The sequence below is a fragment of the Porticoccus sp. W117 genome (assembly GCF_030341905.1).
In the GTDB taxonomy this organism is placed as follows: domain Bacteria; phylum Pseudomonadota; class Gammaproteobacteria; order Pseudomonadales; family Porticoccaceae; genus SCSIO-12696.
Window position 1 is genome coordinate 55174 of record NZ_JATAAF010000008.1, and the last position, 24987, is coordinate 80160.

At 54.7% G+C, this 24987-nt stretch carries 21 protein-coding genes and 2 tRNA genes; 2 read left to right on the plus strand and 21 right to left on the minus strand.

Translation table 11 applies throughout. The annotated features are described in order from the left end of the window. Positions 1-141: 141 nt before the first annotated feature. The 15 genes from pnp to rlmE all read right to left on the minus strand — a co-directional run bounded on the left by pnp (position 142) and on the right by rlmE (position 15832). Positions 142-2277, minus strand: a complete 2136-nt coding sequence (pnp, locus tag QSV34_RS07950) for a polyribonucleotide nucleotidyltransferase (protein WP_289153538.1) — start codon at positions 2275-2277, stop codon at positions 142-144. A gap of 252 nt (positions 2278-2529) precedes the next feature. Then, entirely contained in the window at positions 2530-2799 is a 270-nt protein-coding gene (gene rpsO / locus QSV34_RS07955) for a 30S ribosomal protein S15 (protein WP_289153540.1), read from the minus strand. Positions 2800-2939: 140 nt separating this feature from the next. Beyond that, positions 2940-3884 carry a tRNA pseudouridine(55) synthase TruB gene (gene truB, locus QSV34_RS07960; RefSeq protein WP_289153542.1) on the minus strand — a complete coding sequence of 315 codons (945 nt, stop codon included), beginning with the start codon at positions 3882-3884 and terminating at the stop codon, positions 2940-2942. 2 nt (positions 3885-3886) lie between these two features. Continuing rightward, complete coding sequence (gene rbfA, locus QSV34_RS07965; RefSeq protein ID WP_289153543.1) at positions 3887-4300, minus strand: 30S ribosome-binding factor RbfA; 414 nt, start codon at positions 4298-4300, stop codon at positions 3887-3889. Positions 4301-4475: 175 nt separating this feature from the next. Beyond that, entirely contained in the window at positions 4476-7022 is a 2547-nt protein-coding gene (gene infB / locus QSV34_RS07970) for a translation initiation factor IF-2 (RefSeq protein ID WP_289153545.1), read from the minus strand. Positions 7023-7082: 60 nt separating this feature from the next. After that, the gene (nusA, locus tag QSV34_RS07975; RefSeq protein ID WP_289153547.1) at positions 7083-8579 is read right to left on the minus strand and encodes a transcription termination factor NusA; all 1497 of its coding nucleotides are present in this window, start codon (positions 8577-8579) and stop codon (positions 7083-7085) included. A gap of 12 nt (positions 8580-8591) precedes the next feature. Further along, the gene (gene rimP / locus QSV34_RS07980) at positions 8592-9047 is read right to left on the minus strand and encodes a ribosome maturation factor RimP (protein WP_289153549.1); all 456 of its coding nucleotides are present in this window, start codon (positions 9045-9047) and stop codon (positions 8592-8594) included. A 147-nt stretch (positions 9048-9194) separates the two neighbouring features. After that, a tRNA-Met gene (locus tag QSV34_RS07985) sits at positions 9195-9271 on the minus strand. A 188-nt stretch (positions 9272-9459) separates the two neighbouring features. Beyond that, positions 9460-9544: transfer RNA gene (locus QSV34_RS07990), tRNA-Leu, on the minus strand. Between the two features lie 11 nt (positions 9545-9555). After that, positions 9556-9948 (minus strand): preprotein translocase subunit SecG, encoded by a 393-nt coding sequence (gene secG, locus QSV34_RS07995; protein ID WP_289153550.1) that lies wholly within the window; start codon positions 9946-9948, stop codon positions 9556-9558. A 5-nt stretch (positions 9949-9953) separates the two neighbouring features. Beyond that, positions 9954-10691 (minus strand): triose-phosphate isomerase, encoded by a 738-nt coding sequence (gene tpiA, locus QSV34_RS08000; protein WP_289153551.1) that lies wholly within the window; start codon positions 10689-10691, stop codon positions 9954-9956. Between the two features lie 87 nt (positions 10692-10778). Beyond that, positions 10779-12140 carry a phosphoglucosamine mutase gene (glmM, locus tag QSV34_RS08005; RefSeq protein ID WP_289153651.1) on the minus strand — a complete coding sequence of 454 codons (1362 nt, stop codon included), beginning with the start codon at positions 12138-12140 and terminating at the stop codon, positions 10779-10781. Positions 12141-12153: 13 nt separating this feature from the next. Next, the gene (folP, locus tag QSV34_RS08010; RefSeq protein WP_289153553.1) at positions 12154-13008 is read right to left on the minus strand and encodes a dihydropteroate synthase; all 855 of its coding nucleotides are present in this window, start codon (positions 13006-13008) and stop codon (positions 12154-12156) included. A gap of 87 nt (positions 13009-13095) precedes the next feature. Further along, on the minus strand, positions 13096-15030 hold the full coding sequence (gene ftsH, locus QSV34_RS08015; protein ID WP_289153554.1) for an ATP-dependent zinc metalloprotease FtsH: 1935 nt from the start codon (positions 15028-15030) through the stop codon (positions 13096-13098). Positions 15031-15172: 142 nt separating this feature from the next. Then, the gene (gene rlmE, locus QSV34_RS08020) at positions 15173-15832 is read right to left on the minus strand and encodes a 23S rRNA (uridine(2552)-2'-O)-methyltransferase RlmE (protein WP_289153555.1); all 660 of its coding nucleotides are present in this window, start codon (positions 15830-15832) and stop codon (positions 15173-15175) included. A 95-nt stretch (positions 15833-15927) separates the two neighbouring features. Between rlmE and QSV34_RS08025 the strand changes: the two genes are divergently transcribed. After that, positions 15928-16230 (plus strand): YhbY family RNA-binding protein, encoded by a 303-nt coding sequence (locus tag QSV34_RS08025; protein WP_289153557.1) that lies wholly within the window; start codon positions 15928-15930, stop codon positions 16228-16230. 92 nt (positions 16231-16322) lie between these two features. Here the strand turns inward: QSV34_RS08025 and QSV34_RS08030 are convergent, their stop codons facing one another. Both QSV34_RS08030 and QSV34_RS08035 read right to left on the minus strand, forming a co-directional pair. Continuing rightward, complete coding sequence (locus tag QSV34_RS08030; protein ID WP_289153560.1) at positions 16323-17117, minus strand: DUF547 domain-containing protein; 795 nt, start codon at positions 17115-17117, stop codon at positions 16323-16325. 44 nt (positions 17118-17161) lie between these two features. Then, the gene (locus tag QSV34_RS08035) at positions 17162-17905 is read right to left on the minus strand and encodes a glycosyltransferase family 2 protein (RefSeq protein WP_289153561.1); all 744 of its coding nucleotides are present in this window, start codon (positions 17903-17905) and stop codon (positions 17162-17164) included. Between the two features lie 94 nt (positions 17906-17999). Between QSV34_RS08035 and QSV34_RS08040 the strand changes: the two genes are divergently transcribed. After that, positions 18000-19292, plus strand: a complete 1293-nt coding sequence (locus QSV34_RS08040; protein ID WP_289153562.1) for an MptA/MptB family glycosyltransferase — start codon at positions 18000-18002, stop codon at positions 19290-19292. Here QSV34_RS08040 and QSV34_RS08045 read toward each other — a convergent pair. The 4 genes from QSV34_RS08045 to carA form a co-directional block, all read right to left on the minus strand. Further along, a complete protein-coding gene (locus QSV34_RS08045; RefSeq protein ID WP_289153563.1) occupies positions 19289-19708 on the minus strand; it encodes a hypothetical protein in 420 nt (139 codons plus the stop codon). The genes QSV34_RS08040 and QSV34_RS08045 overlap by 4 nt on opposite strands. Before the next feature lie 132 nt (positions 19709-19840). Further along, positions 19841-20317, minus strand: a complete 477-nt coding sequence (gene greA / locus QSV34_RS08050; protein WP_289153564.1) for a transcription elongation factor GreA — start codon at positions 20315-20317, stop codon at positions 19841-19843. A gap of 15 nt (positions 20318-20332) precedes the next feature. Further along, positions 20333-23563, minus strand: a complete 3231-nt coding sequence (gene carB, locus QSV34_RS08055) for a carbamoyl-phosphate synthase large subunit (RefSeq protein ID WP_289153565.1) — start codon at positions 23561-23563, stop codon at positions 20333-20335. A 34-nt stretch (positions 23564-23597) separates the two neighbouring features. Next, positions 23598-24758 (minus strand): glutamine-hydrolyzing carbamoyl-phosphate synthase small subunit, encoded by a 1161-nt coding sequence (gene carA, locus QSV34_RS08060; RefSeq protein WP_289153566.1) that lies wholly within the window; start codon positions 24756-24758, stop codon positions 23598-23600. Between the last annotated feature and the right edge of the window lie 229 nt (positions 24759-24987).

Below are 24987 nucleotides of genomic sequence, written 5' to 3' on the forward strand. Positions count from 1 at the left end.
CCTGAGCCGCGTAGCGGCGTGAGGATCTCAGAGCCTGCAAATTGTGAGATCCTCACGTCGGCTACGCCTCCTCAGGATGACGCTGGGCGAACAAAAAACGGGGCCGAAGCCCCGTTTTCATCACACCTTTAATCAGAAGAATTATTCCCCTGCAGGCGCCTCTGTGGCTGATTCTTCAGCGGCACCACCTTCTTCCTGAATATCTTTCATGGTCAGTTTGATACGGCCGCGGGCGTCCACATCCAATACCTTAACAGGAACGGTCTGACCTTCTTGCAGGTAGTCGGTCACTTTCTCAACGCGCTCCTGGGCGATTTGAGAGATGTGAACCAGACCATCGGTGCCCGGCATAATGGTCACGAAAGCGCCGAAGTCGACAATGCGGGCAACCTTGCCCTGGTAAACCTTGCCGATTTCCGCTTCCGCAGTGATTTCTTCGATCTTGAATACCGCCAGGTCCAGAGATTCTTTGTCGGCGGCGTAGATGCGGATGCTGCCGTCGTCTTCGATGTCGATGGAGGCACCGGTCTCTTCGGTCAGTGCACGGATGGTGGCACCGCCTTTACCGATGACATCGCGAATCTTGTCCGGGTCGATCTTCAGGGTAGAGAAACGCGGCGCACTTTCCGCCACGGCTTCACGACCACTGTCGATCACCTTGTTCATCTCGCCGAGTATGTGCAGGCGAGCGTGCAGGGCCTGTTCCAGGGCAATTTCCATGATCTCTTCGTTGATGCCTTCGATCTTGATGTCCATTTGCAAAGCAGTGATACCTTTGGCAGTACCGGCCACTTTAAAGTCCATGTCACCCAGGTGATCTTCGTCGCCAAGAATGTCGGTCAGTACGGCAAAACCGCTCTGCTCTTTCACCAGGCCCATGGCAATACCGGCAACCGGAGCGCTCAGAGGCACACCGGCGTCCATCAGTGCCAGAGAGGCGCCACACACTGAGGCCATGGAGCTGGAACCGTTGGATTCGGTGATTTCGGATACCACGCGAATGGTGTAAGGGAATTCCTCAACCGTAGGCAACACAGCGGCAATGCCGCGGCGTGCCAGGCGGCCGTGGCCCACTTCACGACGACCAGTAAAACCGATGCGGCCACACTCACCCACCGAGTAGGGAGGGAAGTTGTAGTGCAGCATGAATGGGTCTTTGCGCTCCCCTTCCAGGGCGTCGATGATTTGCGCGTCACGCACTGCACCCAAGGTGGCAGTGGCAATGGCTTGAGTTTCACCACGGGTAAACAATGCTGTGCCGTGTACATTGGGCAGCAGGCCCACTTCCACGTTGATGGCGCGAACGGTTTTGCTGTCGCGACCGTCGATACGGGGTTCACCAGCAATGATGCGGCCGCGAACAATTTCTTTTTCCAGTTTTTTGAAGTAATCGCCAACCGTGTCGGCAGCGACGCCACCTTCTTCATCAGACGTCAGGGCTTCAACAGCTGCATCGCGCAATTCGTTAACGCGGGTAACGCGCTCTTGCTTGTCGATAATGGCGTAAGCGTTGGCCAGGTCGGCACCTACTTGCTGGTTGAGGGCAGTTTTCAGCTCGGTGTTTACTTCAGCAGCCTGCCAGTCCCAGCGTGGTTTGCCCACTTCAGCAACCAGTTGATCGATTACCTGGATAACCGCCTGCATTTCCTGGTGAGCGTACAGTACCGCACCCAGCATCAGGTCTTCCGGCAACTCTTTGGCTTCAGATTCCACCATCAGTACCGCTTCTTCGGTACCGGCAACCACCATGTCAAGAACAGAGCCTTCCAGCTCGCTGTAGGTGGGGTTCAGCAGGTAGCCGTCTTGCTGGCTGAAGCCAACGCGGGCAGCGCCGATGGGGCCACTAAATGGCACGCCGGAAATGGCCAGAGCCGCAGACGCACCGATCATGGCGGGAATGTCAGGGTCGATGTTTTTGTTGGCTGAGATCACCGTACAAACAACCTGGACCTCGTTCTTAAAGCCGTCCGGAAACAGCGGGCGGATAGGACGGTCGATCAGGCGAGACGTCAGGGTTTCTTTTTCAGAAGGGCGACCTTCGCGTTTGAAGAAACCACCGGGGATTTTACCGGCAGCGTAAGCTTTTTCCTGATAGTTAACAGTCAGCGGGAAAAAGTCCTGGCCGGGCTTGGCTTGCTTGGCACCAACCACAGTACAAAGTACCGCGGTATCGTCCATGGAGCAGATCACCGCACCGCTGGCCTGACGGGCAACGCGGCCAGTTTCCAGGGTGATGGTGTGGTTTCCGTATTGGAATTTTTTAATGGTAGGAGTCATTTTTTGTTCCTGTATTTTTTTGATCCCGCAGCTGCTGTGTTTTTGCTGCTCGGGTTACCTATTTATACGGAAGATGTGAGACGAGAGATGAGAGACGGGCGGCTACGAATCCTGTTCGAAGTACCTCGTCTCTCATCTCTCGTCTCACATCTCTCACCATACCCATAGGTAACTCGATCAGCACACAAAAATCAGTTTGGAATCGATTGGTTAAAAATAACAGTGGCCCCAAAGGGGCCACTGAAACAAGACTTAACGACGCAGGCCGAGCTTTTTGATCAGCGCAGCGTAACGTTCAACATCTTTGCCCTTCACGTAATCCAGCAGCTTGCGACGCTGGTTTACCATGCGAATCAGACCGCGACGGGAGTGGTGGTCTTTTTTGTGATCGCCGAAGTGGCCTTGCAGCTTATTGATGTTGGCAGTCAGCAGGGCAACCTGTACTTCCGGAGAACCAGTGTCGCCTTCGCCTTTGCCGTGTTCAGCAACAATAGCTGCTTTTTCTTGTGCACTCAGTGCCATGATTATTTCCTCATTAATATGCGGTTAGTGGATACAGGCAGTCCGCGCATATTTACAGACTGCCTAATGTTTGACGTTTGATGTTGGACGTTCGACGAATCCGGCTCAGAGCCACTCGTCCAACGTCCAACATCCAACGTCTAACGCTCTACAATCAGACGACGTGGGGCTACCATGCCGTCATCAAGAATTTCTGCGACACCCAAAAAGGGGCCGTCTTCCAGAAAGATGCGCACTATATCGCCTTCTTCCCCGTCGCGATAGGCCTGCGGGCAGATTACCGGCTGGCCTTTTTTGAAGTAAAACGCCACATCTTCCGACAAATCGAAGCCGGGCAGATCGTCTACGGCCGCCTCGGTGGGCTTGAGCAGGTAATCCATGTCCTCGCCGCGCTTGCCCTCGCGCAATTGTTCCAGCTCTGCCAAGGAGGTTGTGTCCTCCTCAAAAAACGGCCCCGCCTGGGTGCGATGCAACATGGAAACGTGGGCTCCCACACCCAGCGCTTCGCCTAAATCTTCCGCCAGGGTACGGATATAAGTGCCCTTGGTGCAGTGCACAAATACATCTGCTTCGGCGATCTCACCCGACCTAAAGTCCAGAAAATCGTACTGGAAGATCGTACAGGGCCGGGCTTCCCGCTCTACAGTAATGCCCTGGCGCGCCAGCTTGTACAGCGGCTCGCCATTGTGCTTGAGTGCCGAATACATGGAAGGCACTTGCATAATGTCGCCGCGAAACGGTTCGATGGCCTTTTCCACCATCTTTTTGGTCAGCTTGGCAGCGCTTTGTTGCGCCACGATGTCACCATCACTATCGCCGGTTTCCGTCTGGATACCAAAACGAAAAGTGGCGCGGTAGCCCTTGTCTGAATCCAGCAGAAAGTGGGAAAACTTGGTGGCCTCTCCCAGGCAAATAGGCAGCACGCCGGTTGCCAGCGGGTCGAGACTGCCCGTATGCCCTGCCTTGTCGGCGAACATCAGGTACTTGACCCGTTGCAGAGCGTCGTTTGAACTCATGCCGGAAGGCTTGTTCAGCAGGAACACACCGCTCACCGGGCGGCCGCGCTGGCGTCGACGTCTACCCACGATTAATTCTCGCTGCCGCCTTGTTCAGGGTCAGCGCCGTCAGTGGCCTGGCGTTTTTTGGTGTCATCAAACACGGTTTTTTCGATCAACGCTTCCAAATTCTGGCCGTAGCGCACGCTCTTGTCGTAGACAAAGCGCAGCTTGGGGGTGGCGCGCAACTCCATGGAGCGGGCCACCTGATTACGCAAGAAGCCGGCAGCGCCGTTAAGTACTTCCGCCGCTTTGCGGGAGTCGGCTTCGGTGTCGTGACCCACAAAGGTAACAAACACCTTGGCGTGGGACAGATCTCGGCTCACTTCCGCGCCAGTGACGTTGACCATGCCCACCCGCGGGTCGCGAATTTCATCGCGAATCAACACCGCCAGCTCGCGCTGCAGGGCGTCGGAAATTCGTTGAGTGCGGCTGTAGTCAGTCATTCATATTCTCAAATTTGTCGTCCTGAGGAGCGCAGCGACGTGAGGATCTCAGGGCCTGATACCTGTGAGATTGACTCGCACCATCCTTGGTGCTCGGCCCTACGGGCCGCCTTTGGCGCCCAAATTGGCTTTCCTGCCAATTTGTCTTCGGCTGCGCTCAGGGTTGCAAGGTCGCTTACAGCGACCTTGCAACCTGGACGATGTCGAACACTTCGATCTGGTCGCCCACTTTGACGTCGTTGTAGTCTTTTACGCCGATGCCGCATTCCATGCCGTTGCGTACGTCTTGTACGTCGTCTTTAAAGCGACGCAGGGATTCCAGTTCGCCTTCGTAGATCACTACGTTGTCGCGCAGTACGCGAATCGGCTTGCTGCGGTAGACGGTACCTTCCACCACCATACAACCGGCGATGGCACCCAGTTTGGGTGAGCGGAACACGTCGCGCACTTCGGCGATGCCGACAATTTCTTCTTTCTCTTCCGGCGCCAGCATGCCACTGAGGGCTTGCTTCACTTCATCCAGCAGCTGGTAAATGATGCTGTAGTAGCGCAGGTCGATGCTCTCCGCTTCCGCCAGGCGGCGCGCAGAGGCATCGGCACGAACGTTAAAGCCCATCACAACAGCACCGGAAGTCAGCGCCAGGTTCATATCGGATTCGGTAATACCTCCAACACCTGAGGACACCACCTCCACCGCCACTTCGTCGTTGGCGAAGTCTGCCAGTGACGAAATAATGGCTTCCAGAGAGCCGCGCACGTCGGTTTTCAAAACCACCGGCAATACTTTCTTCTCGTTGCCTTCAAAGGTGGCAAACATGCTTTCCAGCTTGGCCGCCTGCTGGCGCGCCTGGCGCTCTTCGCGGGCTTTTTGCTGGCGGTGTTCGGCCACGTCGCGGGCTTTGCGCTCGTCGGCCACTACGACAAATTCTTCACCGGCATCCGGGGCCACATCCAGACCGAGGATTTCCACAGGTATGGAGGGGCCAGCACTTTGAATAGGCTTGCCGTTTTCGTCCACCATAGCGCGCACTTTACCGGCGCTTTCTCCGGCCAGCACGTAATCACCTTTGTTCAAGGTACCGCCCTGGATCAGAGCAGTGGCCACTACGCCGCGGCCTTTGTCCAGACGCGCTTCGACGATAACACCCTTGGCAGGGCCATCTACCGGAGCCGTCAGTTCCATCAACTCAGACTGCAGCAGTACCGCTTCTAACAGCTCGTCGATGCCTTGACCGGTGTGGGCAGAGACATGAATAAACTGGGTGTCGCCACCCCAATCTTCGGGGATTACTTCCTTGGCGGACAGTTCGTTGGTGACACGATCCGGGTCGGCGCCTTCTTTGTCCATTTTGTTAATGGCTACCACCAGGGGCACGCCGGCGGCGCGGGCGTGCTGAATGGCTTCTTCCGTTTGCGGCATCACACCGTCGTCCGCAGCCACCACCAGAATCACCACGTCGGTGGACTGGGCACCACGGGCGCGCATCGCGGTAAAGGCGGCGTGTCCCGGCGTATCCAGGAAGGTCACCATGCCTTTCGGCGTGTTTACGTGGTAGGCGCCAATGTGCTGGGTAATACCACCGGCTTCGCCAGAGGCCACACGACTTTCGCGAATGTAATCCAGCAGCGAGGTTTTACCGTGGTCAACGTGACCCATTACGGTAACCACCGGCGCGCGGGATTCTTCCGCTGCGGCCTCACTCATGTCAGCCAGTACCGCCGCCAGTTCGTCTTCCACCGCATTGGCAGAAACCGCCACTGGGTTGTGGCCCAGTTCTTCCACCACCAGAGTGGCGGTGTCGCGGTCGATAGCCTGGTTGATGGTCACCATGGTGCCCATCTTCATCAGCTCTTTGATCACAACGCCCGCTTTAACGGCCATTTTCTGGGCCAGTTCGCCCACTTGAATTTCTTCCGGCAGCTCCACGTCGTGAACAATCTTTTCGGTGGGGCGCTTGAACTTGTGCTTGTTGTCACCCTTGAGTTTGATTGGCTTGCTGGCCGCCGCTTTGCGGCTGGTTTTCAAGCGCGGGGTTTTAACAATGCCTTTTACTTCGTCCAGATCATCTGCCAGAGCCACCGGGTTTTTGTTCTTGTCCACCTTGGGGGCGAGACGAGACTTTTTCTTGGCCGGTTTTTTCTCTTCTTCAGCAGGAGTCGGCGCGGCAGTTTCAACTGGCTGCGCGTGTTTTCTGGCTTTGAGCGCTTCGGCTTTTTCCAATTCAGCGGCCTTCAGCTGTGCTTCTTCCGCCGCCTTGCGCTGTTCTTCTTCCGCTTTCAAACGTGCCTGCTCTTCGGCTTCTTGCTGGGCCTGGCGGCGGGCTTCCAGAGCAGCAACGCGCTTGGCTTCGGCATCATCCAGAGGCGATGCAGCCGGTTCCATCTCGCGGGCTTTTTCTTCCGCTTCCGCCTGGGCAGCAATTTCTTCGTCGCTGCGCTTTACGTAGGTACGCTTTTTACGCACCTCAACCGCCACGGCTTTTTTGCCAGCGCCCACTTTCAGAGTGCTGACAGTCTTGCGCTTGAGCGTGATTTTCTTGGGCTCGCGGGTGCTCTCCCCATGCAGGCTTTTCAGGTAGGCCAGCAGGGTTTGCTTCTCTTCGTCTGCGACCACATCGGTTTCTGACGTTTGCGTCAGGCCCGCTTCCTGCATTTGCTTGAGCAGACGATCTGCGCTAACGCCAACCACTTTAGCGAGTTCGCTTACAGTCACCTCTGCCATTTGTATTCCTCAGTATTTTTCATTGCCCGTTGCCGGGTCGTTGTGTGGCGCGCTGCGCTTTTATTCGTCTTCGGCTTCAGCAAACCAGGGCGCGCGGGCCGTCATAATCAGGTCGGACGCCTGCACCGGGTCAATCCCCTCGATTTCCAGCAGCTCGTCGATGGCTTGTTCCGCCAGGTCTTCCATGGTGACGATACCGTTGGCCGCCAGCTTGCGCGCCAGTTCGTCGGTCATGCCGTCCATGGTGCGCAGGTCTTCTGCAGGCTCAACACCGGCGATTTGCTCTTCGCTGGCCAGTGCCAGAGTCAACAGAGCATTCTTGGCGCGGGCGCGCAGCTCTTCGGCGATGTCTTCATCAAAGCCTTCGATCTGGGCCATTTCTTCCAGGGGCACGTAGGCCACTTCTTCAAGGCTGGTAAAGCCTTCGTCCACCAGAACGCCGGCAACGTCTTCGTCCACGTCCAGCTGCTCCATAAAGGTTTCCATAAAGTTGGAGGATTCTTGCTGTTGCTTTTCCTCCGCCTCGTCCAGAGACATGACGTTGATCTTCCAGCCGGTCAGTTCGGAAGCGAGACGAACGTTCTGGCCGCCTTTACCGATGGACTGGGCCAGATTTTCTTCATCCACCGCCACATCCATTGAACGGGCGTCTTCGTCGACAATAATGGATTCCACTTCCGCAGGCGCCATGGCGTTAATCACCAGTTGCGCCGGGTTGTCGTCCCACAGCACGATGTCTACACGCTCGCCATCCAGTTCATTGGAGACCGCCTGCACACGAGCACCGCGCATACCCACGCAAGCGCCAACCGGGTCGATGCGACCGTCGTTGGTTTTCACCGCGATCTTGGCACGGGAGCCGGGGTCGCGGGCGGCGCCGCGAATTTCGATGACTTCTTCAGAAATCTCAGGCACTTCGATGCGGAACAGTTCGATCAGCATTTCGTTACAAGCGCGGCTGAGCAGCAATTGCGGGCCACGGTTTTCTTCACGAATGGCCATCAGCAGAGTGCGCACACGGTCGTTGACCCGGAAAATTTCCCGGCCAACAAGCTCCTCGCGAGGAAGCAGTCCCTCGGCGTTGTTGCCGAGATCAACAATAATATGGTCGCGGGTTACTTTCTTGACGGTACCGGCCAACAGCTCGCCAACGCGGTTGCGGAACTCATCCACGATCAGGGCACGCTCGGCGTCGCGCACTTTCTGCACGATGACCTGCTTGGCGATCTGCGCAGCAATGCGGCCAAAACCGATGTTTTCCACCTGCTCTTCGTAGGTGTCGCCCACTTTTAGGCTGCTGTCTTTTTCAGCGGCTTCTTCGGTGGTGAACTGGGTGCCCAGCTCTGCCAGCACGTCGTCGGGCATGACTTCCCAGGAACGGAAGGTCTCGTAATCGCCGGTTTCACGGTCGATGACAACACGGATAGTGGCATCTTCGTCGTAACGCTTTTTGGTAGCCGTAGCCAGCGCCTGCTCAATGGCCTCAAAAATGATTCCTCTGGAAACGCCCTTTTCGTTAGAAACCGCTTCCGCAACCATCAAAATTTCTTTACTCATCTCCGTGCCTCACTAAAACCGGGGAATGATATTTGCTTTTTCAACACCGTCGAATGGAAACAGATACTCGTGATTGTCCACTTCCACCACTACATCGCCGTCCTCAACGCCCTTTAACAGGCCTTTAAAATTACGACGACCTTCATAGGGAAAACGCAGTTTTATACTGACGCTCTCGCCAATAAATTGTTCACACTGAGCCAGTGTATACAGCGGGCGATCCGCACCCGGCGACGACACCTCCAGGGTGTACTCACCGCTGATGGGATCTTCCACATCCAGCAGGCTGCTCACCTGGCGGCTGACTCGTTCGCAATCTTCTACGCCAACACCATCTGCTTTATCTATATAGATACGCAGCAGCATATGCTTGCCCTGAGGCAGTAATTCAAGCCCCCACAGCTGACAACCGAGGGCATCCACCACCGGTTCAAAAAGCTGTCTCAGCTGTTCACTTTTGGCATTCATCAAAAATCGCAACGTCCAAAGCCAAAAAAAGGGCCAACGGCCCTTACTGCAACATCCTGTAAAACCCATCCCTTTAGCTACGAAAAAGCCCCATAAATGGGGCTTTAACGACTGCTTTGATAGCTCAAGCCATCAAAACGAAATAGTTGGTAGCGGGGGCCAGATTTGAACTGACGACCTTCGGGTTATGAGCCCGACGAGCTACCAGGCTGCTCCACCCCGCACCGGACTTGAGAAACGCCTGTTTTGAAACTTGTTCCGAAACAGATCGCGCCCTGCTCAAGAGGCTGCGAATTATAGGGAGCACCCCTTACTCGGTCAAGCACTTTAACAGGGATTTTTTACTGAAAAATGAAAATGTTATAACTGCGACAAAAAAGAAAAAACCGCTCAGTATAGAGCGGTTTCAAGATGGTGCCCAAGGCCGGACTTGAACCGGCACGGCTTGCGCCACTACCCCCTCAAGATAGCGTGTCTACCAATTCCACCACTTGGGCATAAACTGTCATTACTTGCCGGACTCTTCGTCGGCTTTTTCGGCTGCATCGTTCACTTGCGGAATGTCATCCTCCGCCGTGTTTACCGCCTCGTCCATCACCGGAATATCCGTTTCTGCAGGTTCGTCTTCAACTACCAGGCCGGGAGCTGGTTGGTCATCGATTTGCAGATTGTTTTTGGCAACCACCGCCAGAGTAAGGCTGGTGACAAAAAATACTGTGGCCAAAATGGCGGTCATTTTGCTGAAGAAGTTCCAGCTGCCAGAACTGCCAAAAATGGTTTGTGAAGCGCCAGCGCCAAAAGAGGCACCCGCTTCAGCACCCTTACCCTGTTGCAGCAGGATCAGTCCGATGATGGCCAAAGCCACCAGTACGTGAATAACAAGTATTAAATTCTCAGTCATGCTTTTTATGCCTGTTGGCAAATCTTTAAAAATTCGTCTGCATCCAAAGATGCTCCGCCCACCAGCGCACCATCAATGTCTGGCTGGGCAAATATTTCAGCGGCGTTGCTGGACTTCACGCTGCCGCCGTACAAAATTCGTGTGCCATTACCCGCTTCAGTCAATTGCTGGCGGATAGCCGCGTGTACTTCCTGAGCCTGCTCAGGGGTGGCCGTCACGCCAGTACCGATGGCCCATACTGGTTCGTAGGCAACCACCGCCGCCGCTACCTTATCGACGCCGACAAGGTGAATCACGGCCTGCAGCTGCTCACCCACGACTTTCAGGGTTTCGCCCTGATCTCGCTGCTCCAGCGTCTCGCCCACACAGAGAATGGGCGTCAGGCCCACAGCCTCTGCGGCGGCAAATTTGTCTGCCACCACGCTGTTTGTTTCAGCGTACAGTGCACGGCGCTCTGAGTGACCAACAATAACGTATTGGCAACCAATGCCCTTGAGCATATCGGCGGCAATCTCGCCGGTATAAGCACCTTGGGCCTGCTCACTCACCGTCTGGCCACCCACAGCGACGGCTGAACCAGCCATCAATTGCAGTGCGGACGGAATAAACACTGACGGCGGGCACACCAGCACGTCAACGTCACCCAAACTTCCGGCACCAGACACAATACCTGCACAGAGCCGCTCAACAGACTGTACGCTGCCGTGCATTTTCCAGTTACCAGCCACCAGTGATTTACGCATAGCGTTGGTCTCAAGTTACGTGGAGAAAGTCGGGGGTGCCGAAAAGGGCGCAAATGGTAGCGGAGTTGCCTCGGTGCCGCAAGCGCTTTAAACCTCTTCTGGGCAAAGCGTTTTTTCTACCACCGCAGCCACCTGTTCGGCCAGGCGATCCACCTGTTGTTTATCCTCACCTTCCACCATAACGCGGATTAATGGCTCGGTTCCGGAAGGCCTCAACAGTACCCGGCCACTATCGGCCAGTTCGGCTTCTGCCTCGGCAACCGCAGCGCCGATTACCGGGTAGTCGCTGAGCGCCACTTTTTGATCAATGCGCACATTGATCATGGTTTGTGGGTATTTGCTCATGCCCTTTTTAAGAGTGTGGAGATTGTCGCCACTGTCGCTTAGGGCATGCAGCACCAGCAACGCCGACACAATGCCGTCCCCGGTGGTGGTAACATCGGAGCAGACAATATGGCCGGAATTCTCGCCACCCAGAGTCCAGCCATGTTGCTTCATGGCTTCGATCACGTAGCGGTCGCCCACTTTGGCACGCTGAAATGGCACATCCATTTGCTGGAAGGCTTTCTCCAAGCCGAAGTTGCTCATCAAAGTGCCAGCAACACCACTACAGCCCTGCCCGCTTTGCTGGCGGTGATTGGCGATGATGTAAAGAATTTCGTCACCATCCACCAGTTCGCCACGGTGGTCCACAAACACCAGGCGATCGCCGTCGCCATCAAAGGCAACGCCGAGATCAGCACCTTGGTCCACAACAGCCTTTTGCAGCTCTACCGGCTTGGTTGAACCGCAATTGAGGTTAATGTTAACGCCGTTGGGAGCCACTCCCAGCTCGATCACCTCGGCACCCAGCTCTTTCAACACATTAGGGGCGATGTGATAGGTGGCGCCGTTGGCGCAGTCCACCACAATGCGCATACCGGTGAGCACAAAGTCACGGGGCAGCACGCCTTTACAGAATTCGATATAGCGACCGGCGGCATCAGCGATGCGTTCCGCCCGACCCAGCTCACTGGACTGTTCAGTGATCATCGGCTGATCCAGATAGCGCTCGATTTCCAGCTCTACTTCATCCGGCAGCTTGTAACCGTCAGCGGCAAAGAACTTGATACCGTTATCCTGAAAGGGATTGTGGGAGGCACTGATAACGATGCCCGCCTGGGCGTGGAAAGTTCGCGTCAAATAGGCGATGGCAGGGGTCGGCATGGGGCCAAGTAAACCCACATCCACACCGGCAGCAATCAGGCCCGCCTGCAGAGCGGATTCGAACATATAGCCGGACACTCGCGTGTCTTTGCCGATCAATACCAGTTTGCGGCCTTCGGCCTGGGCACCAAATACTTTGCCAACCGCCCAACCCAGACGCAGGACAAAATCTGCAGTAATCGGCCCTTCCCCAACGGTACCGCGTATGCCGTCAGTACCAAAATATTTGCGTTCTGCCCCCATCAGGTGCACCCCATTATTCGTTGTTGTTCTCAACCGCTGCCCACATGCGCAATGCGTCAGCGGTTTCCTTAACATCGTGGACTCTCAATATCGCGGCACCACGCTGTGCCGCCAGTAGCGCCAGAGTGACACTTCCCATAAGTCGTTCGCCAACATCCCGCTCTACACCACTATCGCTCAGTATAGTGCCAATCATTCGTTTGCGAGATACCCCCACCAGAACCGGCAGCCCGCGGGCGACCAGAGAAGGCAGAGCGCGGAAAAGAGCCAGATTATGGGCCAGGGTTTTACCAAAGCCAAAGCCAGGGTCCACCACAATATTGCTTTTCTCGATTCCCGCTTCCAAACAGCTGGCAATTCGCCGGTCGAGAAATTCCCCCACTTCCTGCACCACATCTACATACCGGGGATCCGCCTGCATAGAACCGGGCTCGCCCTGCATATGCATCAGGCACACCGGCAACCCGGTGGCCGCTGCCGCCTGCATGGCACCTTCCCGCTGCAAAGCGCGCACATCGTTGATCAACGCCGCACCTGCAGTCGCAGCCGTCATCATCACTTGTGGGCTACTGGTATCTACCGACAGAGCCACATCGAGCCGTTGCGACAGCGCTTCAACAACCGGCACTACCCGATCCAGTTCTTCATTTACAGATACCGGAGCCGCACCAGGCCGCGTGGACTCACCACCAATATCGAGAATATCTGCACCATCCGCCACCATTTGTTCTGCTGTGCGGAGGACGCGATCCAGATTAACGTGCTGCCCATGATAAAGCTGACCACCATCGGAAAAAGAATCCGGGGTGACATTGAGAATGCCCATTATCTGGGGCTGATTCGGCAGCAGCTGCAACTCAGACGCCATAATTTTCCTCAACAACCCAACCAAAAAATGCCTTCGACGCAAATCGAAGGCATTTTCCCGGTGTACATACTGCGATTAACGGCCAACTTACTTGGCAGGGTCGACAGAGCCGCTATCCAATGGCTTGTCATCTTTGGCTTCGGGCTCACTTTCAGAGCGGTCTGCATCGCTGCTGTCGCCAGCGGATGAGCCACCGCCAAAATCGCTGTCTTGCCAGTCTCTCGGAGCGCGTACCTTGCGACGCTCCATCAGGTCTTTGACCTGATCCGCGTCGATGGTTTCGTACTCCATCAGTGCGTCTTTCATGGCCTCCAGCACATCGCGGTTTTCGTCCAGCAAGCCCTCGGCGGTTTTGTAGCAATCATCGAGAATCTTGCGGATTTCTTCATCGATCTCGCGAGAGGTACGCCCGGAGTAGGTTTTGTTGCCACTGCCAGGCATTTGCGAATCTTCCTCACCGTAGAGCACCGGCCCCATCACGTCGGACAAGCCCCAGCGAGTCACCATATTGCGGGCGATGTTGGTGGCCTGCTCGATATCGCTGGACGCACCGGTAGACACCGCATCGGCGCCACCCACCATATCTTCGGCAATACGGCCGCCGTATGCAGAGGCAATACGCCCCAGCAGATAACGGCGGCTGTGGCTGTGTTTGTCGTCTTCCGGCAGGTACTGGGTAACACCCAGAGCACCGCCGCGAGGAATAATGGTGACCTTGTGCACCGGATCGTGCTCCGGCATGTGGTAGCCAACAATGGCGTGGCCCGCCTCGTGGTAGGCGGTCATCTCTTTTTCCGCCTCCGACATCACCATGGAGCGGCGCTCGGCGCCCATCATGATTTTGTCACGGGCTTTTTCGAATTCTTCCATGGTCACCAGGCGCTTGTCTGCACGGGCGGCGAAAAGGGCCGCCTCGTTCACCAGGTTGGCCAGGTCGGCACCGGAAAAGCCGGGGGTACCGCGGGCAACCACGCGCAGGTCAACGTTATCGTCCACCGGCACCTTACGCACATGCACCTGTAGGATTTTCTCGCGACCGCGGATATCCGGCAGGCTGACATAGACCTGGCGGTCGAAACGGCCGGGACGCAGCAGGGCTTTATCCAGAACATCGGCCCGGTTGGTAGCGGCGATCACAATCACGCCTTCGTTACCTTCAAAGCCGTCCATTTCCACCAGGAGCTGGTTGAGGGTTTGCTCGCGTTCGTCGTTGCCGCCGCCCCAGCCACCACCACGGTGGCGGCCCACGGCGTCGATTTCGTCAATAAAGATAATGCAGGGGGACTGTTTTTTGGCTTGCTCAAACATGTCGCGCACGCGAGAGGCACCCACACCCACAAACATCTCCACAAAGTCGGAACCGGAAATTGAGAAGAACGGCACTTTAGCCTCACCGGCAATGGCTTTCGCCAGTAGGGTTTTACCTGTGCCAGGGGGGCCAACCATCAAAACGCCTCGCGGAATCCTGCCCCCAAGTCTTTGGAAACGGCTGGGGTCGCGCAAGAACTCCACCAGTTCGTGAACATCTTCTTTGGCCTCATCCACGCCGGCCACATCGGAGAAGTTGGTCTTGATCTGATCTTCAGACAACAGTTTGGCTTTGCTCTTACCAAACGACATGGGGCCGCCCTTGCCGCCGCCAGCACCGCCTTGCATCTGGCGCATAAAGAACATAAAGATGAACAAAATCAAAAGGATGGGAAAAGATGCCACTAGCAACTGTGTCCAGATGCTCTGTTTTTCGGGCTCTTTTGCCTTGATTCTGACGTTGTTGTTGTAGAGATCGTCCAGCAGCTTCATGTCGAGCACTTCAGGACGAACCACTTTAAACGGTGTACCACTGCCAGTGCGGCCGTCGATGGTCTGGCCGCTAATAGTGACTTCGCTCACCTGGCCACTGCGTACCTGCTCGATAAAATCGGAATAATCCAGCTCGGAAACATTGCTGGTGGGCGCCAGGTTGTTAAATACCGACAGCAGAATAACCGCGATCACCAACCACAAGATGAGATTTTTTGCCATATCGTTCAACGAACTAGCCTCTTTGCAAATAGGCGACAGCCAACAACTGCCGCATTATGTCCATTATCCTCTGATCCGGACTGCACTCAAGGGCATTAACGCCCCTTTACAGCCCCTTTTAGGTAGCTACAGCCCGGAACAGTTACAACCCAGAATAGCCACTGGCGACTATATATACCTCGCTGGAACGGGCTCTTGACGCACCGGGTTTACGGGTAACCACCCGCTTGTAGCGTTGCCTGACTTCTTTGAGCCAAACATCAAAGCCTTCACCCTGAAATACTTTGGCAACAAAGGCACCACCGGGTTTCAACACCCGATCCGCCATATCCAGCGCCAGCTCCACCAAATACATGGCCCGCGGCTGATCCACCGCCTTCATACCACTCATATTGGGGGCCATATCCGAGATTACAAGGTCTACGGGCAAATCGCCGATTACTGCCATAATGCGCTCGAAAACCTCGTCTTCGGTAAAATCCCCCTGAATAAACTCAACTCCCGCCAGACTGTCCATGGGCAAAATATCAGAAGCGATTACCGTACCGGTGTCGCCTACCAGCTCAGCCGCCACCTGTGACCAGCCGCCAGGGGCAGCGCCCAAATCCACTACGGTCATACCTGGGGTGATCAGCCGGTCTTTGTCACACAACTCCAACAGCTTGTAACTGGCTCTGGAACGGTAACCATCTTCCCGGGAGCGTTTTACGTATTGGTCAGATTCGTGCTCCCGCAACCAACCGGCACTGCTTTTGGAACGGGTTTTGGCAACTTTGGCTGACGAAGAAGGCTTGCGAGACATAGAACGAACAATAGGGGTTTGTCGGGTTTTCCGTTAGAATGCGCGCCGCACTATACAGGGTCACACCCTCTTAAGCTAATAACGAGACCACAGTTATGCCACTGTCAAACGACGAGAAAAAACACCTGCGCCGCATGGGGCACAACCTCAACCCGGTAGTTACCGTTGCCGGCAACGGTGTCAGCGAGGGCGTATTGGCTGAAATTGAGCGTGCGTTGAGTGATCATGAACTGATCAAAGTAAAATTCGCCATCGGCGACCGTGAGGCAAAAAAACTGGCGATGGATGAGGTGTGCAGCAAAACCGGTGCAGAACTGGCTCAGACTATTGGTCATATTGGGCTGTTTTATCGCAAGGCGGAAAAGCCTAATCCGAAGTTGTCCAATCTGTTGAGATAGAGAGTTATTGCGCTAAAACACTCTACTAGCAAGTAAAAAAAGCGGCCTCGATTAAGAACCAAAGCCGCTTTTTTATTTCCGACAAATCGAAACTACGGTTTATTCAAATCCCAATCATATTCATATTTCACCTTACCTCGGTGCTCACGCATACGTTGAGCCAGATCATCCGGCGCATATTGGCTGAGAGCCTGGATAATCGCCCGCTCTGAATCACCAAAATCCACGCCGTACCATTCAAATATTTTTGATAGCACCAGGCGGCCTTTGTTGTCGAAGTGCGCACCACGCTTATGAGACAGGTATTCTTTCGCTCCCAGCGCCAACAATTGTTCTGAGTTCTCGGCAGTAAACGCTCTGGCTTGCAAGTTGGGGCAACCGATACTGGCGCAGTTAACCGCAAAGTGCAGGCGCGGATCGTTCCAGATGGGGCGCAAAATACGATGCTCGATGTCGTTCAGGGTCAGCTCCTCTCCAGCCACCTCCGCCAGGGCGTCATCCCAAGGGCCCCAGGTAAACAAGCCACCTCCAACTTTCAGTATCGATTTCACCGGGTAGGCCTCTAGCATTCGCTGAATGGTCAAGGCGTTGTAAAAGTTAATCCAATAGGCTTTTTGTTCTGCCCTGGAATATTCTCTGGGGTCTAATTCCTGAAGATAGTCGAGGTAATCCGATAGCAATTCTTCCCCTTCACCATTCACTGCGCCATAGTCAAAACGGTTCACGCCGGACGAGTGGTTAGCCTGCAAGTACTTATCCAGCACTTGTTGCCACAAACTGTGGTCAATCACTTCTGAACTGGATTCGTTGGAACGGTTCCAAATACTCCACAACTCTGCCTTTGGTGCGGCATTGGCAAGCATCGACAGGCTCAACAAAAAAGTCATTGAAACGGCTTTTATCAACTTCACTATATTTTCTCCGAATTGCGTCAGTGCGATACGGTGCGAGCCTGCAGGTTGCTCCTGCGCTGCCGCCACCACAATGAAAAGATGGTTTGCAATATTCCCCTGGCAGCGCCGATAACGCCCTTCAAGGTTCCACTGATTTTTGATTTGCCTATACGTTTGCGAGTGGTCACTGGCACTTCGACAACTTCAAAGCCTTGTATAGCCGCCTTAACTTGCATCTCTACCGTCCAACCAAATGCCATGTCTTCCATATTGAGGTACTGCAACGCTTGGCAGTTTATTGCCCGAAAGGGGCCGAGATCCGTTACCGGCGCCTTCCAAAATAGTCGAATCAGCGCACTGGCTAGCCAGTTGCCAAAACGCTGGGGTGGTGTAAGAGCGCCTTTTTCACAGCGCCCCAACACCCGTGAGCCGATCACCAGATCGGAGTTTTCAAGGGGCACTAAAAGCAATGGAATTTCTTCAGCACAAACAGAGTGGTCGCCATCCACAAACACCACAATGTCCGGATTAGCCAATGCTGTAATGGCCGCCTGGCAGGCCGCTCCGTAGCCGGGGCGTTCTTCGCACACCACTCGCGCACCGGCATCGCGAGCTATAGCTGCGGTGTTGTCGGTAGAGCCGTTGTCACAAACGACGATGTCGTCAACCAAAGGAAGCCCATTGCTATTTTCCAGCCGCAACAAGTCACTCACCACCGCGCCAATAGCATCAGCTTCGTTGTAGGCGGGTATCACAACAGCTACGGATTTTTGTTGAAACATACTGCGTTCACTTACTGGATGTCTGCGATTTGACCCTGTTTTATGGATTTAGTTTTGCGGAACTTTTTGAGACCAAGACGCTCATTAGCCTGTTATGAAAAACACAATTTTTCCGGCCTATTTTTCAACACAACTTCCCTTGCACATTGCCGGTTTGCTGAGCGCATTGGCCTACGCTTACCTGTCGCTGTCATCGCAAAGCGAAGGCAGTGTGACCCTGTGGCAGCTGTGGGGCGTCAGCTTGTTGTGTGCGGCTCTTTGCTTTTTGGCGTGGCGCCACTACGACACTGACAAAAAGTTATGCATCAAAGCCGTCATTGCCTGGGCGTTATTGTTTCGTTTGATTGGCGTCACCAGTTTCCCGGTAATGGAAGACGATTTTTATCGCTTTTTGTGGGATGGACGCATGCTGGTGGAAAGTGGTTCTCCATACAGCCACCCACCGTCGGAATTTTTTGGGGCATCTAACTTATCCGACGCTGACGAAGCCACACTGGACGGCATTAATCACCCGGATATAAAAACTGTCTACGGCCCGCTAAACCAATATATGTTTGCCTTCAGCCACTTGATAGCCGCTAATAAAATCTGGCCGCTGCAGTTGTTATTCACTCTGCTGGATATGGTACTGATACTTCTACTGATTAAGTTGGCACCAATACGCTCTGTGCTTTTGTACGCCTGGTGCCCACTGGCCATAAAGGAATTCGCCTTTACCGCCCACCCGGACATTGTTGCGTTGCTGCCACTAGTGGCCGCACTGGTTACCACCAAAAAACAGCAATGGAATTACACAGCTCTGTGGCTTGCGTTGGCGGTTGCAGGAAAAGTATTTGCCCTGATTCTGGTACCACTGCTCTTGCGCTTTCGATGGCGCAGCTGGCTGGTATTTGCAGGGGTGTTGACAGCCATATGGCTACCCATCGGTGGCGGGCAATTACCTCAGGGATTAACCGCAATGGCAGAGAACTGGCAATTCAACGCACCTATTTATCAATTGCTGGGCACGACCGTTGGGCCGAGTTTGTTGAAAATGATTCTGCTCAGTGCGTTTTGCTTGTTGTGGGCGGCATACGCCTGGCAACACTTGCAAAAGCCGGCTGATACATTGCCACGTGGGGATTGGCTGTTTGGTTTGTTGTTGCTGTTTAGCCCGGTGTTCAACCCCTGGTATGCACTGTGGATTTTGCCCTTTGCGGTGATCTGGCCAAGCCGCTGGGCCTGGACAACTTCTCTTGCTGTACTACTGGCATACGCATCGGGAATAAATATGCCCAACTCCGGACTGGGGCTATATCAGCAGCCGGGCTGGGCAGTGGTCTTGGAGTTTGGCCTTGTAGCGCTGGCTTTGCTGTGGGATTGGCGCAAAACCAAAGCCAGTACTTAGTATTGCAACTTCAGTTTGTAACGCTTGTTGAAGTAGTGCACCAGTGCTGCCAGATCATTGCGAGCGTAGACGTCGACAATTTTTTGTTCCGGCACATTGCAATTGTGCAAAGTGTTGGCGAAATCCAGTGCCTTGCCTTTTTTAAACGGTTTTAACAGCTTCTTTTTCACTTTAATCGCTTCGCCGGTTTCGCTGTCGCTCATGCAAACACGCACATCACCGTAGCTTTTTTCACGGCCTCTAAACAACGCTTTGCCACGCTCATAGGCGGCATCTACCGGCCTGGGCTGGGAGCGCTGCGGAAATGAATTGCCTCCTCCGCCATAGCCTCCAGAACCGGAAGCCTCAACCAATTGCAGGGGAAACGCGCCCACCACCAATGCCAACAGGGCGACTTTGCCATTAAAAAAATTCACTCTCCACTCCTCGTCTATCAGAAAAACAACTTATCAAAAACAGAAACAAAAACTGCGCAACACCAAACGGGCATTGCGCAGTTATTGAGCCTATTCCGGATATAAAGTTCCGAAATGGGAGGAGTCGGTTAACTAAAGATGAGCGACGCTGTCGATTTCATACTCCACTTCACCAGATGGTGTATTGACCACAACCACTTCACCCACTTCTTTGCCGATCAATGCGCGAGCAATGGGCGACTGGTAAGAAATTTTGCCTTCTTTTACGGTGGCTTCGTCGTCGCCGACAATCTGGTATTTTACGGTTTCATCCGTGTCGCAGTTGATGATTTCCACCGTGGCACCAAAGATGACTTTGTCACTTTCCGGAATGGTGGTGACGTCAATTACTTGAGCGTGTGACAACTTGCCTTCAATTTCCTGAATGCGGCCTTCGGCAAAGCCCTGTTGCTCGCGGGCGGCGTGATATTCAGCGTTTTCTTTCAGGTCACCGTGCTCGCGGGCTTCGGCAATTGCTTCGACAATACGCGGGCGTTCCACTTTTTTCAGATGTTCCAGCTCGGCACGAAGTTTGGCTTCGCCGGTGGCGGTCATGGGGATTTTGTTCATTGTCTTCCTCTTAAATCACTCGCCTGCAGCATGCAGGTCTTGCAAGCGACGCACATTGATACCGCCGTCGTACTGCAGGGCATTGACCACAGCGCGGCCACCAGCCAGCGTAGTGGTGTAATACACACCGTGCTGCTCTGCGCTGGAGCGTATAGCGGCAGAATCGGCGATAGCCTGACGACCTTCAGTGGTGTTGATGATCATATCGATCTCGTCAGATTTGATGTGATCGACAATGTGCGGGCGCCCTTCCTGAACTTTATTCACCTTTTCCACAGCCAAGCCTGCTGCCGCAATTACTGCCGCAGTGCCTTCGGTGGCAACCACGTTAAAGCCCAAGTCAATCAGGCCACGGGCCACGTCGGCAATACCCGCCTTGTCCGGTTCACGTACGGACAGGAAGGCAGTGCCGCTGGCAGGAATAGCGTCGTTGGCACCTAATTGGGCTTTGCCGTAGGCTTCAGCAAAAGTTTCACCCACACCCATCACCTCACCGGTGGACTTCATTTCCGGCCCAAGAATTGGATCAATACCAGGGAATTTATTGAAGGGGAAAACCGCCTCTTTGACATTGTAGTGTCCGGGCACAACTTCTTTGGTAAAGCCCTGGCTATCCAGTGTCTGATTTGCCATACAGCGGGCCGCCACTTTTGCCAGGGAGGTACCAATGCACTTGGACACAAACGGTACAGTACGGGAAGCGCGCGGGTTTACCTCGATCACGTAAATCTTGCCGTCCTGCCAGGCCAACTGAACATTCATTAAGCCTTTCACATCCAGCTCGCGGGCCATGGCTTTGACCATCTCGCGCATTTCCACTTGTACATCTTCCGGCAAGCTGTATGGAGGCAACGAGCAAGCGGAATCGCCGGAGTGAATACCTGCCTGCTCAATGTGCTCCATAATGGCACCGATCACCACGGTATCGCCGTCGCAAACCGCGTCGATATCCACTTCAATAGCGGATGACAGAAAGTGATCCAGTAACACCGGCGCTTCGTTGGAGACTTTCACCGCCTCTTTCATATAGCGGCTGAGCTCTTCCTCTTTGTAAACGATTTCCATAGCGCGACCGCCCAGCACATAGGAAGGGCGCACTACCAGTGGGTAGCCAATTTCTGAGGCCTTCTGGATCGCCTCCTGTTCGGAGCGCACGATGGCATTGGGGGGCTGCAACAGACCCAGCTTGTTGATCATCTGCTGGAAACGCTCGCGGTCTTCGGCGCGATCGATGGCGTCCGGGGTGGTGCCGATAATAGGCACACCTTCCGCTTCCAGGGCGCGAGCCAGTTTCAACGGCGTCTGGCCGCCGAACTGAACAATCACGCCCTTGGGCTTCTCGACGCGAACGATCTCTAACACGTCTTCCAGGGTTACCGGCTCAAAGTAGAGGCGATCGGAAGTGTCATAATCGGTAGAAACCGTCTCCGGGTTGCAGTTGACCATAATGGTCTCGTAACCGTCTTCGCGCATGGCCAGGGCCGCGTGCACGCAGCAGTAGTCAAACTCAATACCTTGACCAATACGGTTGGGGCCACCGCCCAGAACCATGATTTTTTCCCTGTCAGAAGGCTGTGACTCACACTCTTCTTCGTAGGTGGAGTACATATAGGCGGTGGAGGAAGCAAATTCTGCGGCGCAGGTATCCACCCGCTTGTATACCGGAAACAATTCCAGAGATTCACGGTGGCGACGCACATCGCTTTCACCCACACCCAGCAGATCAGCCAGGCGGGCATCGGAGAAGCCTTTGCGCTTCAGGCGGAACAGTTCGTTCTTTTCCAGACTGACCAATGTACGACCAGCCAGCGCCCGCTCTTCTTTAATCAGGTCTTCGATCTGCACCAGATACCAGCGGTCGATGGCAGAGATATCAAACACCTCGTCCACGCTCATACCAGCACGGAAAGCATCACCCACATACCAGATGCGCTGGGAGCCTGGCTCCAACAGTTCTTGGCGAATGGTGGACATGGCTTCGTCTGTGTCACTCTTTCCAGACAAGTCGACGATGGGGTCAAAGCCTGCTTTACCCTCTTCCAGGCCACGCAGCGCTTTTTGCACCGACTCCTGGAAAGTGCGGCCAATGGCCATCACCTCACCCACAGACTTCATCTGGGTGGTGAGTTTGGCATTGGCTTTGGTGAATTTCTCGAAAGTGAAACGGGGTACCTTGGTGACTACGTAATCGATAGACGGCTCAAACGATGCCGGGGTTGCGCCGCCGGTAATCTCGTTTTGCAACTCGTCCAAGGTGTAGCCCACCGCCAGCTTGGCCGCCACCTTGGCAATGGGGAAGCCGGTGGCTTTGGAAGCCAACGCCGAGGAACGAGACACCCGCGGGTTCATCTCAATAATCACCATGCGGCCGGTATCCGGGTGAATACCAAACTGCACGTTGGAACCGCCCGTCTCTACACCAATCTCGCGCAACACCGCACAGGAGGCGTCGCGCATAATCTGGTATTCCTTATCGGTAAGGGTCTGCGCCGGGGCAACGGTAATGGAGTCACCAGTGTGCACACCCATGGCGTCAAAGTTTTCGATGGAGCAGATAATGATGCAATTGTCGTTTCTGTCCCGAACCACCTCCATCTCGTACTCTTTCCAACCCAACAGGGATTCGTCGATCAACAGTTCGTTGGTGGGCGACAAGTCCAGACCGCGAGTACAGATTTCGATCAGCTCCTGGCGGTTGTAGGCAATACCGCCACCAGAGCCACCCATTGTGAATGAGGGGCGAATAATCAGCGGGTAGCCAAACTGCTCCTGAATGCCCAGCGCTTCCTCCACCGAGTGCGCGATACCGGAACGGGGGGTTTCCAGGCCGATGGACTTCATGGCCACATCGAAACGGGAGCGATCTTCCGCCTTGTCGATGGCGTCTTCGGTGGCACCGATCAGCTCGACATCAAACTCTTTCAACACGCCTTGCTTGGACAGCTCCAGGGCACAGTTGAGTGCAGTCTGGCCACCCATGGTGGGCAGCACCGCGTCCGGGCGCTCGGCCTCGATAATCTTGGCAACAGTCTGCCACTCGATGGGCTCGATGTAAGTGGCATCCGCCATGGCCGGGTCGGTCATGATGGTGGCCGGGTTGGAGTTCACCAGAATCACCCGGTAACCCTCTTCTCGCAGGGCTTTACACGCCTGAGCACCGGAGTAGTCAAACTCACAGGCCTGGCCAATTACAATGGGGCCTGCGCCGAGAATCAGTATGGACTGAATATCAGTTCTTTTTGGCATAGTCGATCAATACCCGTATCGCTGTGGCCGCCGATTAACGGCGGGCCTCCATCAATTCAAAAAAGTGGTCAAATAAGGGCGCCGCATCGTGGGGCCCCGGACTGGCTTCCGGGTGGCCCTGGAAGCTGAATGCAGGCTTATCTGTGCGGTGTATTCCCTGTAATGAGCCATCAAACAGAGACTTGTGAGTAGCCCGCAGGTTGTCTGGCAAACTCGCCTCACCTACCGCAAAACCGTGATTCTGGCTGGTGATCAATACAGTTTTGTCATCCAGATTTTGTACCGGGTGGTTGGCACCGTGGTGACCGAATTTCATTTTCTCCGTCTGCGCGCCAGAGGCCAGCGCCAGTAATTGGTGTCCGAGGCAGATACCGAATACCGGGATATCGGTTTCCAGGAATTCTTTGATGGCAGCGATGGCGTAGTCACAGGGCTCCGGATCACCGGGGCCATTGGAGAGAAATACCCCATCCGGATTCATGGCCAGCACCTCAGAGGCTGGTGTTTGCGCGGGAACCACGGTCAGCTCAGCACCACGATCCACCAGCATGCGCAGGATATTGCGTTTGACGCCAAAATCGTAGGCAACCACTTTGAACGGTTTGTCGATGGTTTTTTCCGTATGGCCAACACCCAGCTCCCAGCTGCCTTCTTTCCAGGGGTAAGACTCCTGGGTGCAGACCACCTTGGCCAAATCCATCCCTTTGAGACCACCAAAGGCTTTGGCTTCTGCCAATGCCTTTTCTTCATCCAGCTCGTCACCTGCCATCAGGCAGCCATTTTGAGCGCCCTTCTCTCGCAGCAGGCGGGTCAGTTTGCGGGTGTCGATATCGGCAATACCCAGAATATTGCGCTCGCGAAGGTATACATCCAGCGCCTGCTCACTGCGGAAGTTGCTCACCAGCAATGGCAAATCGCGAATCACCAGGCCAGCGGCCCAGATTTGACTGGATTCCTCATCTTCGGCATTGGTACCTACGTTGCCGATATGGGGGTAAGTGAGGGTAACTATTTGTCTGGCGTAGGACGGGTCAGTGAGAATCTCCTGGTAACCGGTAAGCGCGGTGTTAAACACCACTTCACCACTGGAAATACCATCAGCACCAATGGCGGTGCCACGAAAAACAGTACCGTCTTGCAACACCAGAAAGGCTGGCTTGCGGGGGGGTTGAAGAGCTTGTTCAGAAGCTGTCACTCGGTATCCTCTGTGCATTTTCAGGCGATAAATGTAAACAGAGTTCGCCGACTATAAGAGCCTAACCCACTGATTTCAGGCTGTAAAAAAGCGAGATGCCGCTATTTGCTTCATCTCGCTTTTTCTCTGTCTGTAGCCGGTGGTTCAGGCACCCTCTGGCCGGTGAAAATCTAACCGGGCATTCTAGGCAAGTAGACCCGTTTTGTCCATCTGAATCGCATCACAATTT

What these genes read in the sequence shown, in the direction of transcription:
- rbfA (WP_289153543.1), bottom strand. Translation starts at nt 4,300, where the DNA reads ATGACTGACTACAGCCGCACTCAACGAATTTCCGACGCCCTGCAGCGC.
- QSV34_RS08030 (WP_289153560.1), bottom strand. Translation starts at nt 17,117, where the DNA reads ATGACTTTTTTGTTGAGCCTGTCGATGCTTGCCAATGCCGCACCAAAG.
- rpsO (WP_289153540.1), bottom strand. Translation starts at nt 2,799, where the DNA reads ATGGCACTGAGTGCACAAGAAAAAGCAGCTATTGTTGCTGAACACGGC.
- QSV34_RS08025 (WP_289153557.1), top strand. Translation starts at nt 15,928, where the DNA reads ATGCCACTGTCAAACGACGAGAAAAAACACCTGCGCCGCATGGGGCAC.
- tpiA (WP_289153551.1), bottom strand. Translation starts at nt 10,691, where the DNA reads ATGCGTAAATCACTGGTGGCTGGTAACTGGAAAATGCACGGCAGCGTA.
- pnp (WP_289153538.1), bottom strand. Translation starts at nt 2,277, where the DNA reads ATGACTCCTACCATTAAAAAATTCCAATACGGAAACCACACCATCACC.
- infB (WP_289153545.1), bottom strand. Translation starts at nt 7,022, where the DNA reads ATGGCAGAGGTGACTGTAAGCGAACTCGCTAAAGTGGTTGGCGTTAGC.
- glmM (WP_289153651.1), bottom strand. Translation starts at nt 12,140, where the DNA reads ATGGGGGCAGAACGCAAATATTTTGGTACTGACGGCATACGCGGTACC.
- nusA (WP_289153547.1), bottom strand. Translation starts at nt 8,579, where the DNA reads ATGAGTAAAGAAATTTTGATGGTTGCGGAAGCGGTTTCTAACGAAAAG.
- carB (WP_289153565.1), bottom strand. Translation starts at nt 23,563, where the DNA reads ATGCCAAAAAGAACTGATATTCAGTCCATACTGATTCTCGGCGCAGGC.
- QSV34_RS08040 (WP_289153562.1), top strand. Translation starts at nt 18,000, where the DNA reads ATGAAAAACACAATTTTTCCGGCCTATTTTTCAACACAACTTCCCTTG.
- ftsH (WP_289153554.1), bottom strand. Translation starts at nt 15,030, where the DNA reads ATGGCAAAAAATCTCATCTTGTGGTTGGTGATCGCGGTTATTCTGCTG.
- greA (WP_289153564.1), bottom strand. Translation starts at nt 20,317, where the DNA reads ATGAACAAAATCCCCATGACCGCCACCGGCGAAGCCAAACTTCGTGCC.
- rimP (WP_289153549.1), bottom strand. Translation starts at nt 9,047, where the DNA reads ATGAATGCCAAAAGTGAACAGCTGAGACAGCTTTTTGAACCGGTGGTG.
- folP (WP_289153553.1), bottom strand. Translation starts at nt 13,008, where the DNA reads ATGGCGTCTGAGTTGCAGCTGCTGCCGAATCAGCCCCAGATAATGGGC.
- rlmE (WP_289153555.1), bottom strand. Translation starts at nt 15,832, where the DNA reads ATGTCTCGCAAGCCTTCTTCGTCAGCCAAAGTTGCCAAAACCCGTTCC.
- QSV34_RS08035 (WP_289153561.1), bottom strand. Translation starts at nt 17,905, where the DNA reads ATGTTTCAACAAAAATCCGTAGCTGTTGTGATACCCGCCTACAACGAA.
- secG (WP_289153550.1), bottom strand. Translation starts at nt 9,948, where the DNA reads ATGACTGAGAATTTAATACTTGTTATTCACGTACTGGTGGCTTTGGCC.